Genomic DNA, 12,340 nt, shown 5'->3' with positions numbered 1-12,340 from the left:
CGTTCGCAGCCCGGGTCAGGCGCTTCTAACCTGCGTCGGGTGATGACAGCTGATGACGTGTTGTTCGTCGTGGCCCTGTTGAGGCAGGCGAAGGCAGATGTCTGGATCGGCGGAGGATGGGGGATCGACGCGCTGATCGGCGAGCAGAGCCGAGACCATCGCGACCTGGACTTGATGCATCGCCAGGACCAGGAAGCCGCTGTGCTGACGGCCCTCTCCGCGGCGGGTTTTGCGGAGAGCCTGAACTGGAGGCCCATCCGATTCGTCGTGACCGCTCCGGACGAACGGGAAATTGACCTTCATCCGCTGGTCTTCGCTGATGACGGCTCAGCAGTGTAGGTGTCACCCGAACCACAACGTCCCTTCACTTACCCCTCCGCGTGTTTCGTGACGGGCACCATCAAGGGGACGCCTGTCCCATGCCTTTCCGCCGAGCAGCAGGTGTACTTCCACCAGGGATACAAACCATCGGAACGGGATCGGCACGACATGGCAGAAATCCGCCGCGTCTTCGGGATCGCCACACACTTCTGACCCACCCTGGCGGATCGAGACCCCCGATTCCCAAAAGTCCCCCAGCAAACCGAGGCGGTGTCAAAACTCACCGAAATTCCCGGACTCACGAAGCAGAAACCGCTGTCAGAACTCATCGGCAGGTGCGGTTCGTAGTCAGGCTCTGGCCCCACTTCTGTGGAGCGGTAACGCTCAATGTTGCTGAACAGCTTCTGTGCCTGGTGCCACCACGACCGCCGGTGGTGTCGGTGGGGCGGTCGATAATGTCGGACGTGGCAGATCGCAGTTCGCTCCTCCGGATCATCACCTCAGCGGCGCGGGAGCCCCTGAAGCCGCTCGGACTGGCCCAACGCGGACGGTCGCGGCTGTGGATTGATGATCACGGGTGGTGGCTCGGGGTTGTGGAGTTCACCCTGCCGCGGACGAGCGGCAGCGGTCTGTACGTCGGTGCAATGCGGTTGTGGCGCTACGTGGTCCACCTGGCCTTGCACGTGGACGCAGTCCACACCGCCCCCGAGCTCTTCCGCACCGAGGGCCAGTTCACACCGCTGGCGCTCGACCTCAACCGCCAGGCGGCTACGAACGTGACCGCGCTCAGGGAGAAGGTGCCGGCTCTGCCGAACGTTGCCCGATACCTGACGTTCAGGCCGGTGCGGCGGGGATTCCTCTGGGACAGCTGCGACGCGGGGATCGTATCCGCCCTCACCGGGGACCCGGACACGGCCCGCGATCACTTCGAGCGAGTACCTAGGAGAGGGCGCGTTGTCGCATTGGATTGTCGAAGCCCAGGAGAAGACCCGTGAGCTGCACGCGATCGCGGCAGATCACGACGCCGTGACCGCCTGGGTAACGCGGGCCGTCGATTCATGCCGACCCAAGCTGGGCTCGATCCCTTGGTGCTTGTGATCAGCTGAGCGGACAGCGAGTGCCAGCACCGGCCGGCCAGGGCGACGCCGACCTCGGCCACCACCGACCGCATTCGCGCAGTGCGTTGGCTGCGTCGGCACGTTAGTCGCGTCACCTGTTCAACAAACGTCCGCTGCCCGCACGAAACGTTCCTCGCAGGTGAATCGTCGGACACGAAGCTGCAGCATTACCCGCCGTCCCACCACGGGGAGGCCCGCAGGAAACCTCAGATAGGAGTCGTGCACCCGCCCCGACCAGCTCCCGCAGCCCGGATACCCAGCCCGGACCGTCCGACATCTGAGACCGACTCGGATCACCTCGCCGTCGTCCGTACCAACACCGCCGTGATCTCCGGAGCAAGCCAGCTGCGATACCACGTCGATCTCGTGCGCGAAGACTCTCTTGACGGTCATGCCGTTCTGGAACAGGCACGCCTTGTACACCGTCTCTAACCCTCTTGATCCTTGCGCTCAGGGGATCACGACATCTGGAAAGACCATCAGAAGTCAGCTACCTCGGCATCACGCGATCCCAGCCTGGCACCTGGGGGCAACCTGGGACAGCTGCTGCCTTTGCGAGTGCGCGTAGCGACCCGCCGTGCGTCATGGCTGCGGTGAGCATTTGCCGCTCATTCGTAGTTCCTCGCCGCTTGAAGGGCTCGCGCAAAATAGGTCCAGTCTCCAGCAGCAGGCAACTCCTTGCCAAAGTTTCGATACCAGCCCGCCGAGCCGTGGAGCCACCCGACGAGCCCTTCCAGGAAGGCATCGAGAGTCTGGTTCTCCCACTCACTGCCATCGCGGAGGTATTCCTGGTGAAGCGCGCTGACGAACGCGACCAAGTCCTCGCGACTGTGGATCTCGTCATCTGGGCTAAGTGACATGTCGGCAACCTATCCCTCTAGCCGCGCTCCATGAACGGTCGTTCTTCAGTGGGATGTTGGGCCGTCCGCGCCGCTGTCCCGTTTGCGCCACCCTCTCCCGTGTTTCGGGACGTTGCCAGTGGCCGGCGATACGTTCCGCATCATGACGGCCATCCCTCCTCCGAATACCGTGCGGTGGCTGCTGGAGGCCATCGTCGCCGCCGCCCGCAGACTCCGCCACCGTCGAAGCGCAGAGGCAACTGCTGCGATCCGTCGCCGCATTCGACCCCGACTCGCGGACACGGTTTACGTACGTCGGCGCGCTGGACGTCCGCGCGCTCGGGAAGCCGCAGCACCTGTACGAGGCCGCGTGACGGTTCGGAACTCAGGTACGGGTACAGGCAATCGTCGCCCGAGACAGCCGGAAAGGTCCCTGCTTCACCAACGCCGGCGAACCGGCGGCCGTAGCGGCCGCGTAGGCAGACCGGGGCCGGAAGTTGGGACACTTCCTGACGCGGGCGCGGATCGTCGGGGTTGTCGGACGCCGCCGCCCGAAGTGGAGGAGGCCAGGTCAAAGGGGGCTGTCCCGAGGGAGGAAACGGGCAGGGGGTGGTGCCGCTCCTGAGCGGGACGAACGCCGATACGTCCGACGCCGGCGCAGGGTCCGACTGAAGGCCGCTCTGTTGAGGCGCTCACGGGGCGGGCAGACGTCAAAGGTCCATCTGCCGCCGTGGACGCCTTTGTTTCCCCTGAGGCGCCGCCCAAGGTTTACGGACAGCTCAGAAACGATTCAGCGGATAATTCGCATCTCGAATCTGTGGTTCCGAGGAGCGGCAGCTGGCCTAGGACAACCTCTCAACCAGGGCATATTTTTTCAAGTTTACTCAATTATCTCCAAGGCCGGGGAATTACAGTCGAGGCCATCGGGCCCGTCATGGCTCGGCAACCCCAGTTCAGGGAAGTCCGGTTCGCGGACCATGTAGCTGTGGAAATCCTGTGAGATTGAGGTTGCTAATACCCGAAGTGCGGGCCTGCCGTAAGGGGTTGCTGCCGCCCCTGAGACAACTTTGCCAGGAGGCGCCCCTCGGGCAAACTCGCAGGTCATCCAAGCTAAAGGGTTACTATTCTAGCGTTGAAGTGGGTCCGATGTTGTCTGAAAATGCGCGGCTCATGAGTGCAGGCGTCGAGAATTTGCCGTTGATCGGATAATTTCAGTCAGTGCAATATCCAAGAGTAGTTCACGGAATGAAAAATTCCACCCATTGCGTGGGTCGACTCGCGCATTGATGTCCGTATTCATCCCCGGAAAACGGTGGGGCTGATTCCTGCTCATGCACATATGCCGCCCGTGTGACAGCTTGTGAGGCCTCGGTAACCGCTGAGGTCGCTGACTCGTCTTCCGTGGGGGGAAGCTGATGCAACGCGTGTTACGTGCACGCCGTTTTGGCCTGCTCGTAGAACCCGCGAATCCGCTTTCTCGGTGCCGATACGGCCGCTGCGGTGGTCGCGACGGCACCTGGCCTGGCGGCGACTGCGGAATCCGGGATGCCCGCGCCTGACCACCCGCTGAGGACGCCGTCGGACATCTAGCACCGTGCGACACCGACGGAGTCAACGGCAAAGGCCGGGCCGATCACAAGGCGACGATCCAAGGAGAAAGGTACGCAACGTGAAGAGAGCCATTCTGGTCTCGGTGGCCGCAGGGTCACTTCTGGTCGGCGGTGCTTTCACGGCAGCCCACGCGGCTGACGCGCCCGCCGGCTCGACAGTGCACGCCTCGGCCCCGGTGCACGTGCCCGATGCTCGAGCAGACGGCAAGGCGCTGTTCACCGGCCTGTACTTCGGCCAGGGAACCGTCGGCGAGAAGCTGTTGAAGAGTGACGCCTTCATCGGGGATCGCAGCGGTCAGCTCAAGAAGAACAACACCCCTGAAGCACGCAAGGCGATCGCCGAGCTGACTACTGCGGTCGAAAAGGCTTCACCGGGATTCTTAGCCAAGTTCTCGGCGGACGTCCGCAGCGGCAATCCGTTCCGGGTCAAGGACGCTGTCGATGCCGGTACGGCCCAGATCGAGAAGATCAGCAAGGTGCAATCGGAAGACGGCACGGGCGTTGGCACGTGCGCGGTCACCGTGAACGTCGTGGCGTTCGTCAACGTGGTCGGGGGAATCAACGTGGCTTCCCAAGTCAACGTGGTGGTCGAGCTTGCCCTGTGGTGGTCAGCGCCCGGCGGCTCCATCGCTCCGGTGAAGGGTGACGAGCAGATCGCCGCATTCACCGAGCAGCTCCGCACAATCTGACCCACTCACCACCGCGCGGCAGGCGGCAGTCCGGCTGCCTGCCGCGCTCCACGCCCGCCCCCGGCGAGCTGGAAGGACACATGGGGTATGCCAACAAGGCACAAGGACTGGCAAGAGCGACTACCGCTGATGGTGGAACAGCCGCGTTCTCTTATCGGCTTTTCCCGCTGCTGGGTGATGCTGACAACCGTGGCCTGGCTGCTGCCCGCGCTGTACGTAATTCAGATTCATCTGCCCGGCAACACCCTCACCTTCCCTGGGCAGGACGCCATTGCGACCACGGTGAGCCGACTGGTGCCTGAAGGCTGGAGCTTCTTCACCAAGTCGCCCCGCGACAGCGAACTGCAGCCCTACGTACTGAATGACGGTGCCTGGGAGGACCGGCTGCTGGCCCCCCACGGGGCCCCGCACAACGCCTTTGGCCTGGACCGGCGCTCACGTTCCCAAGGCATCGAGATGGCACTTCTGCTCGCAGACGCTCATGGGCTGCGCTGGACAAAATGCGACCTCGACCTGACGGCGTGCCTGAGCAAGGCGAAAGCACCGCGAGCGGTCGCCAACCGCGTTCCCGAACCGACCCTGTGCGGCCGGGTGGCGCTCGTGGAGCAGAAGCCGGTGCCCTTCGCCTGGCGCGACATCATGCCCGCCACTCACACCCCCGACCGCCTCACCGTCCTGGACGTCACATGCTGAGCCACACACCGGTGCGCACCCCTGCTCCCTGGACGAACGTGTACGGTCTCGCGCGCACGCTGCTCGCGCTCGGGACACTTCTTACCCTGGCTTTCAGCGACTCAGCAACACTGTTTCGTCCCGTGGCCTTCCAGGGCAACCACCCCACCTGCCACGGCGTCGAGGCCGGCGGGGCCTTCTGTCTCGTCCCCGGCGATGAACTCGACGCAATGCGGTGGGCCTGTGTGGCGATCCTGCTCATCGTGGCCAGCGGCTGGCGGCCGCGGCTGACGGCGCTTCCTCATGCGTACATCAGCTTCAGCGTCTTCACCGGCATCGCGATCGGTGACGGCGGCGACCAGATGACCGCTGTCCTGACTCTTCTGCTGATACTGCCCGCTCTCGGCGACCGCCGTCGATGGCACTGGAACGCTGCCGACCCGAACATCACACACCCGCGTTGGCTGCTACTGGCCGGCGTCAGTGCGCTGGTCGTGGTGCGGCTGCAGATGTCGTTCGTGTACTTCCAGGCGTCCGTGTCGAAGATGCCCCATGCAGAGTGGGCGGACGGCACCAGCATGTGGTACTGGGGTAACAGCCTGGCCTTCGGCGCACCCGGATGGCTGCATACGCTGGTCGGCCCGGTACTCGCCAACCCCGTCGGCGTAGCCGTCCTGACATGGTCTCCGCTGTTCATCGAAATCTCCCTGGCAGCTGCCCTACTGGTACCGCAACGGGTGCGCTACGCGCTGCTCGCGGCCGGTACGGGGTTCCATTTGTGCATCGCCGTGATGATGGGGCTGTGGAGCTTCGCTCTGGCGATGTGGGCCGGCGTGCTGCTGCTGTGCCTGCCGCTGGGCGGGGAGTTGCGCATGCGTGAGCGGCCTACGGGTCACACCTCCTCCGTCCAGCGGGCGCGCACCAATGCGACGACCCTGGACTCCGAGAATCCGGCCTCACGAGCTGCCGCCACCAGCTGAGACGCGGCTTCACGCAGTCGAGCCTGCGCCGGGACAGCGGTCACCACAGCGCCCCGGCCACGCCGTAGATCGATCAACTCTTCATCACGTAACTGCTGGTAGCCGCGCAGGACGGTGTGCACATTGACCTCGAGAAGCCGCGCCACCTCGCGAGCAGCAGGCAACCGGTCGCCGGGTGCCAGGGCGCCCTCGGCCAGAGCCCGTCGCACAGAGGCCGCGACCTGTTCCGCCAGCGGGAGAGCAGAGCCGGCGTCGATACGAATCAGCATCTCAGCGGTCCCGCCGAGCGTTCCCGGCCAACAGGTCGCCCAGCAGTCCGGCCGCCGTCGCGGCATCATCCACGGCGACGACGAACTGCACGCCGTCGTCCAGCTCGAGCCACACTGCCTGCCCGGACCGCAGCGCAAGTCCGCGCCTGCCCTTGGCAACCCGGTAGCCCCAGCCTCCCAGGTCTGCCAACGGATGAATCTCCCCGGCCCACGCCCGCTCTATCCGCTGAAGCGGGATGTGAATCCGGGGTACACGGAGCAGCGGCAGCCGGACGGTCAGCCCGCCACCGTGGATGATCACCTGGGCGCCGGCCATCACTGCGAACAACAGCCCCACCGGCCACAACCAGAAACCGGGAGCCCATCCGAGGACACCCGCAGTCACGCCGGCCGCCGCGCCCAGCACTCCGGCTGCCACCAGCCACCGCGGGCCCACACTGCGCACCCATACAGCCTTTTCGCCCGGCCGCAGGCCCACGGATCCCGAGGCTGCCCGCTGATCTGTGCCAGCAGGGCCCCTCCGGCCCATCAGTACCCGTACCCCACCGACGGCGGCCACAGCCAGTCCCGCGGCAACGGCGAGGTGCCACAACGGCAGCCGCACCTCGACAGCGGTGCTGGCGCCAGCGTTCACCAGAACCGCCACCGTGAACAGATACCCCAGGAAGACGGCCGAAGCCGCCGAAGTGGCATAGAGCATCCGCAGTGCGAGCGTTCCCCGCACGGCGCTCCGGGACAGCCCCGCGCCCACCGTGAGCAAGGTCAGCTGGGAGATCAGCAACATCTGCACCGGGGAGGCAGAGCGGTTGACATCTCCCCCCTCGTTGAAGTGCACGGCCATAGGATTCGGCAGGTTCGGCCACGACACGGTGAACACCACAGCCACCACCAGCGCGGCGACCAGGCAGGGGAGTCCGACGAACCACCGCTGCCGGCCCGACTGCTGGACGCGAGAAGTTTGATCGGAGCGATCCATTTTCCACCTCCTTGACGAGAGTTGTTCGCTTACAACTAGAACAACTAGACGATAGCTCGGCCAACTTGAGGCTGTCCGCCGTGTTCCGGCCACATTCAGCCCGTCGTAGCGTGCGGGCTGTGACGGGCTGCCAGTGATCTTCAAGGGCTGAGGCGTTCTGGTCTGGTGTCCTGTCTCTTCATTAGGATTTGGAGCCGGGGGAGCGGTCTGGTTTGGGTGTGATGCGCGTGGCTTGTTGGTCTGTTCGGTTGGGTTGTTCGGGTGGTTGGCCTGCGATGCCGTAGTTGTGTAGGAACGATCTTGGCTTTCCCTTGAGTGTGGTGGCACGTCTATAGGTGGCTGCACGTATCCGCTGGGCTGGAGGGGGACCTGCGCTGGTCAGCGGCGTGTGTGGGTGAGGAAGGCGGAGCGGGACGTTCGTGCTGGGGGCCAGATGGGCCAGACCGATTCGGCGGGCAGATGAGGGTGAGGGCGCCGTTGGCGGTGTGGTGGTGCCCGCTCGGCAGGGTGGTGCGTACGAGGGCGACGGGTTCGGGGTCGGTGGTCAGGTTGCGTGCCAGGAGTGCGGGGGAGGCGCTGCCCGTCGTGGTCATGTGGGGGTTGGTCGCGCGGAGCTGGGTCAGGCGGGTGCGCTAGCGGTGGGTGAGGTGTTGTTGATGGTCGTACCAGCGGGTGGTGAGGGCGCGCGCTGTAATCCAGGCGGTGGCGGCGCGGGGATGCCGTAGCAGGCGCTGGTGGGCGTGGTGCGTGGCGGCGAGCTCGGGCACCTCCCGGGTGCGGACGGTGGAGGTGAGTCGTGGGTCGGGGGCGGCTTGCTGGTGGCGTGGGCACACCAGCTGGTGCGGCGATGGGTGGATCCAGGCGGTGTCGGCGGCGTTTTGGCTTCGGTGGCGGGTTCACAGCGTCCAGGCGCGGACGGGTTGTTGCCCTGCTTCGAGTCGTTTCCAGTACGCGATCGCCTCGGTGTCGTGGGCGGCGTCGCTGAGAGGGAGGTGGCACAGGGCGCACGTCAGCTGGGGGAGCGGGGTGCGGGCCAGGACGGCGAGGCGCCTGGCCGCGCCCGGAGTGAGGATGAGTTCGGCGCTCGGTGGCGTGCCGTGGCGATGGAGAGTGATGCCGGCGCCGTCGAGGAGCTGGGCAGCGCTCACGCTGCAAGTACGAACTGCTCAACCATCTCCACGCTTGGTCCCCTCTGGCAGGTCAAGGCACAGCAGCGCAAGTGTCACCGGCCTCGAGATGGGCGTGTCCAGCAGCGTTTCGGGTAGGCGGCAGCCACGATGAGCGCAGGGAGTGTGTTGCTACGAGAGGAAGCCAGCGTGAGCGGACAACGGCGGCGCATCACACGGGTGCCCATTCCCCTGGGTGTACTTCTGCTCTTGCTGGGCTTGTCCGCCTGCGGCGGTACGGGAGAGCGTGACGCGAGCGCGTCCGCTGCTGCCACGGCCTTCGAGCAAGCCCTGGCCGGAGACGACCGGGCAGCACTTTGTGCGGCTCTGGCTCCGGAGACACTCAGCGAGGTAGAGGATTCCGAGAAGAAGGCCTGCGACGAAGCCATCGGCGCACAAGATCTCCCGGCTGGAGGCCCGGTCCGGAACGTGGACGTCTACGGTCGTCAGGCGCGGGCGGTGCTGGCATCGGACACGCTGTTCCTGTCGCAGTTCCCAGCCGGTTGGAAGGTCGTTGCCGCCGGATGCCAGCCACGCTCCGGTCAGCCATACCAGTGCTCGGTCAAAGGAGGCTGACGCATGCGCACCATGTTCGTCCTGTGTCTGACCGTCGTCCTCGGCGGTCTGGCCTACTTCATTGCTGTGGGGCTGATGCGGCGATGACTTCATCTGGGCCTCCGCAACGCGGCAACGCAAGGAAGCGCGATACGCGCCGTTTCCTACAGGACAACGGCATAACTCTGGGTTTCGGTATCGCGTTCCTGCTCGCTCTCGCAGGGCAGGCGATCGCGGGCCGCGCGGAGTTCAACAACCAGCTCGCCACCGACGGGCTCGCGCAGATCGGCTTTCTCGACTATCTGACGTCCTCGGACTTCGCCGTGGACGTGACAGAGAACTGGCAGTCGGAGTACCTGCAGTTCTCCCTGTACATCTTCGCCACCGTCTGGCTGCTGCAACGCGGCTCGCCCGAATCGAAGGAAATGCACAAGGCCGGCACTGAATCGGACAAGGACCAGCGAGTGGGTGAACACGCGGGCCCGAACGCACCACGCTGGGCACGGGTGGGCGGGGTGCGCCAAGCCGTGTTCTCCCGATCGCTCGGCCTGGTAATGGCCGCGCTTTTCCTCCTGTCCTGGCTGGCCCAGTCCATCGCCGGTGTCGCCGCCTACAACGAGCAGCAGCTCAGGCAACTCCAGGCTCCTATCGACTGGACGCACTACATCGCGTCCGCTGACTTCTGGAGCCGCAGCCTGCAGAACTGGCAGTCCGAGCTTCTGGCCGTCGCCTCCATGGCCATCCTCTCCGTCTATCTACGCCAGCGCGGTTCCCCCGAGTCCAAGCCCGTCGGCGCCCCGCACACCTCCACCGGCATCGAGGGATGAGCTGAGCCGGCCCTGTCCGGCTACTGGTGAGAAATCGGGGCGGTGCCAAATCGCCGGTGAGTGAATGCGCCGCAGGTCGACTGGAAGCCGGGCATGGCGCCCGGCGCGGGCACCGCGCCGAGGCCTGCGCCGAGTCGACGACGCCGGTGATCCGACACCCGCCCGCCTTGAGGGCGAGAGATTGAACAGCGCGTTGCCAGGTTGCAAGTCCCGGTGCAGGAATCGCCCTTATAGGGTGGCGCGGGCTGGCGGATCACGGGGATTGCCGCGGGCCATGCCGCCGTATAGGCGCCGTTCGCAACCACGGCGGTGTCAGCGGTCGTCAGCGCCTGATACTCCCGGGGCCGCTCGGCGGGCCGGAACGCGTGGATCGCCACGAGTTGATGGGCCAGCAGTGGAAGAGCCCGCATTGCGGACGTGATGCCACCCTGCAGGGCCGCGGTTCTGACGATCCGTTCTGACGACGCAGCGCGTCAGCACCACTGGGCCTCCGCTAACTTGAAGTCACAGGTCAATGGGCTGGCGTGACCGGTGCTCAGGGTGCTCACGCTGGTCATGGGCGGCTGTCTGCGCAGTAGATCGTCCGTCAGTGGTTGGTTGCCGGTTTTCGGTGCTCTAATCGGTGGCGGACATGTGCTTCCCGACCAGTGACAGGCGTGACTCCGACGCCGTGGTGTTCGGCCACAGAGCCCCCCCCGCAAAAACCCGTTGGCGGAACCACGACAGCCACTGCTACGTTTCCGGAGGCCGTGCAATGGAGCGAGGAGGTGGTACCCGTGAACGTATCGACATGGGTGCTCCCCTCCGGGGTCGCGGTCGGGCGATAGGTCGTCCGGGAGCGCCGTTCCATGGCACTTTCGAAAGGCACGACCATGCAGTTCATTTCCCAACAGCGTCTCGACGACGCTGTCCTTGAGCGCGAATTCACCCTCGGTGAGATCCCCGGAATCCTCTGGACGCCCGGATCCGCATCCACATCCGCACCAGCGCCGCTGATCCTGCTCAGCCCCCCGCCGCTCGGGATGCGCAAGGCGTACTCCCGACTCGTGGGCCGAGCCCGGCACTCCGCGGCGAACGGCTTCGCCACAGCCACCATCGAGCTCCCCGGAAGCGGCGACCGGCCCCGCCTGCCCGCCGCCGAGCAGGCCGTCACCAACCTGCGCCGGGCCATGGAGGCCGGCGAGCCGGTCAGCGACGAGATCATCGACGCCCTCATCCTCCCCTTGGTCGACAAGGCGGTCCCGGAATGGCAGGCCGCCCTGGACGCCCTCCTGTCGCTGCCCGAGATCGGTGGCCCGGTCGGGTACTCGGGGGGAGTGATCGCCATCGGGACCCGGCTGGCGGTGGTCGAGCCGCGTATCTCGGCCGCTGTTCTGTTCGCCGGGAGTTTCGTCCCTCGCGCCATGTTCGAGGAGGCCCGCCAGGTCACCATTCCGCTGCACGTCCTGCTGCAGTGGGACGACGAAGGAAACGACCGGCAGGCGGCCCTGGACCTGTTCGACGCCTTCGGCTCCAAGGAGAAGACGCTGCACGCGAATATGGGCGGGCACACCGGCGTCCCGCAGTTCGCGGGGGACGCCGCGGCCCAGTTCTTCACCCGACACCTGAAGTGACGCCGGGCTGTCAGGCCACCAGCAGACGGTAGCCGTGTTGGCCAGGATGCTGCTCATCCAGGGACAGGTCCCGGGCCCGCCTCGGCTCTCTGCAGCACGGCCCCTGCCAGACTCTTGGCAGGGGCCGTGCTGCCCGAAGCCATGAATTGCTCGACGTCTGCAGAGTTTCGAGTGCTGCCCAAACTCGTGTGCAAAGTCACTCGATCACACCCTTTTCCGAAAAACCCCACCAACGGGCTTCTACGATCTGTGCATCCTGGATCCCGAGCTGCTGGAACCGATCACCGCGCGCCTTGCGGAACTGGACGAACTCGAAGAGCGGCTGGCCAGGCACGGATGCGCCGGGACCTGCAACCTCTGCAGGAGGGGGACGAGATTGCGCTGGACCTGAGGATCCTCACCTATCGCCGCTACGCCCCGGCGGCCGACCGCGCGTGGCGCTGGGCTAGGGGATAGCCGGCATCAGCCAGCGGTCGCCGCCCGCTTTCGCGAGCATCGCAACGCGGAAGTGATCGTCAGCATGCCCGGAATGGGCCCGCTGCTGGGCGTGGAGTTCATCGCCTGCACCGGAGGGGACATGGACGCCTTCGGCATCACCGGGCATCTCGCCGGAGCCGCCGGTCTCGCTCCAGTCCCACGGGACTCAGACCGGATCACTGTTGGTCAGGTTGCCGCGGCAGGCGTCGAGCACTGCGGCGGTGAGGC

At 65.8% G+C, this 12,340-nt stretch carries 12 protein-coding genes and 3 pseudogenes; 9 read left to right on the top strand and 6 right to left on the bottom strand.

The annotated features are described in order from the left end of the window. Positions 1 to 42 precede the first annotated feature (42 nt). Positions 43 to 534 (top strand): annotated as a pseudogene (locus ACFVYF_RS16185) (nucleotidyltransferase domain-containing protein). Between the two features lie 251 nt (positions 535 to 785). Then, on the top strand, positions 786 to 1,316 hold the full coding sequence (locus ACFVYF_RS16180) for a hypothetical protein (protein ID WP_389455847.1): 531 nt from the start codon (positions 786 to 788) through the stop codon (positions 1,314 to 1,316). A 222-nt stretch (positions 1,317 to 1,538) separates the two neighbouring features. Here the strand turns inward: ACFVYF_RS16180 and ACFVYF_RS16175 are convergent, their stop codons facing one another. After that, the gene (locus ACFVYF_RS16175; RefSeq protein ID WP_389456237.1) at positions 1,539 to 1,832 is read right to left on the bottom strand and encodes a transposase family protein; all 294 of its coding nucleotides are present in this window, start codon (positions 1,830 to 1,832) and stop codon (positions 1,539 to 1,541) included. 215 nt (positions 1,833 to 2,047) lie between these two features. Then, positions 2,048 to 2,299 (bottom strand): hypothetical protein, encoded by a 252-nt coding sequence (locus tag ACFVYF_RS16170; RefSeq protein ID WP_389455846.1) that lies wholly within the window; start codon positions 2,297 to 2,299, stop codon positions 2,048 to 2,050. A gap of 1,648 nt (positions 2,300 to 3,947) precedes the next feature. Here ACFVYF_RS16170 and ACFVYF_RS16165 point away from each other — a divergent pair. From ACFVYF_RS16165 to ACFVYF_RS16155, 3 genes are all read left to right on the top strand, one after another. Beyond that, positions 3,948 to 4,577, top strand: a complete 630-nt coding sequence (locus ACFVYF_RS16165; RefSeq protein WP_389455845.1) for a hypothetical protein — start codon at positions 3,948 to 3,950, stop codon at positions 4,575 to 4,577. An 87-nt stretch (positions 4,578 to 4,664) separates the two neighbouring features. After that, entirely contained in the window at positions 4,665 to 5,270 is a 606-nt protein-coding gene (locus ACFVYF_RS16160; RefSeq protein ID WP_389455844.1) for an SdpA family antimicrobial peptide system protein, read from the top strand. Beyond that, complete coding sequence (locus ACFVYF_RS16155; RefSeq protein ID WP_389455843.1) at positions 5,264 to 6,229, top strand: sporulation-delaying protein SdpB family protein; 966 nt, start codon at positions 5,264 to 5,266, stop codon at positions 6,227 to 6,229. Before ACFVYF_RS16160 ends, ACFVYF_RS16155 begins: the two co-directional genes overlap by 7 nt. Here the strand turns inward: ACFVYF_RS16155 and ACFVYF_RS16150 are convergent. From ACFVYF_RS16150 to ACFVYF_RS16140, 3 genes are all read right to left on the bottom strand, one after another. Beyond that, on the bottom strand, positions 6,142 to 6,498 hold the full coding sequence (locus ACFVYF_RS16150; RefSeq protein WP_389455842.1) for a GntR family transcriptional regulator: 357 nt from the start codon (positions 6,496 to 6,498) through the stop codon (positions 6,142 to 6,144). The genes ACFVYF_RS16155 and ACFVYF_RS16150 overlap by 88 nt on opposite strands. A 1-nt stretch (position 6,499) precedes the next feature. Beyond that, positions 6,500 to 7,474: a DUF1648 domain-containing protein gene (locus ACFVYF_RS16145; RefSeq protein ID WP_389455841.1), complete on the bottom strand. Its 975-nt coding sequence runs from the start codon at positions 7,472 to 7,474 to the stop codon at positions 6,500 to 6,502. 896 nt (positions 7,475 to 8,370) lie between these two features. After that, the gene (locus ACFVYF_RS16140) at positions 8,371 to 8,622 is read right to left on the bottom strand and encodes a hypothetical protein (protein WP_389455840.1); all 252 of its coding nucleotides are present in this window, start codon (positions 8,620 to 8,622) and stop codon (positions 8,371 to 8,373) included. Between the two features lie 168 nt (positions 8,623 to 8,790). Between ACFVYF_RS16140 and ACFVYF_RS16135 the strand changes: the two genes are divergently transcribed. Together ACFVYF_RS16135 and ACFVYF_RS16130 are read left to right on the top strand one after the other, a co-directional pair. Then, positions 8,791 to 9,216 (top strand): hypothetical protein, encoded by a 426-nt coding sequence (locus ACFVYF_RS16135; RefSeq protein ID WP_389455839.1) that lies wholly within the window; start codon positions 8,791 to 8,793, stop codon positions 9,214 to 9,216. An 83-nt stretch (positions 9,217 to 9,299) separates the two neighbouring features. After that, positions 9,300 to 10,022: a DUF6766 family protein gene (locus ACFVYF_RS16130; protein WP_389455838.1), complete on the top strand. Its 723-nt coding sequence runs from the start codon at positions 9,300 to 9,302 to the stop codon at positions 10,020 to 10,022. Positions 10,023 to 10,140: 118 nt separating this feature from the next. Here the strand turns inward: ACFVYF_RS16130 and ACFVYF_RS16125 are convergent. Continuing rightward, a pseudogene (locus tag ACFVYF_RS16125) lies at positions 10,141 to 10,423 on the bottom strand (aminoglycoside phosphotransferase family protein); the annotation flags it as partial. Between the two features lie 471 nt (positions 10,424 to 10,894). Here ACFVYF_RS16125 and ACFVYF_RS16120 point away from each other — a divergent pair. Next, positions 10,895 to 11,635, top strand: a complete 741-nt coding sequence (locus tag ACFVYF_RS16120) for an alpha/beta hydrolase (protein ID WP_389456236.1) — start codon at positions 10,895 to 10,897, stop codon at positions 11,633 to 11,635. 478 nt (positions 11,636 to 12,113) lie between these two features. Beyond that, a pseudogene (locus tag ACFVYF_RS16115) lies at positions 12,114 to 12,293 on the top strand (transposase); the annotation flags it as partial. Between the last annotated feature and the right edge of the window lie 47 nt (positions 12,294 to 12,340).

Source organism: Streptomyces sp. NPDC058274 (assembly GCF_042881375.1).
In the GTDB taxonomy this organism is placed as follows: Bacteria; Actinomycetota; Actinomycetes; order Streptomycetales; family Streptomycetaceae; genus Streptomyces.
This window is presented reverse-complemented; position numbering and strand designations above follow the sequence as displayed.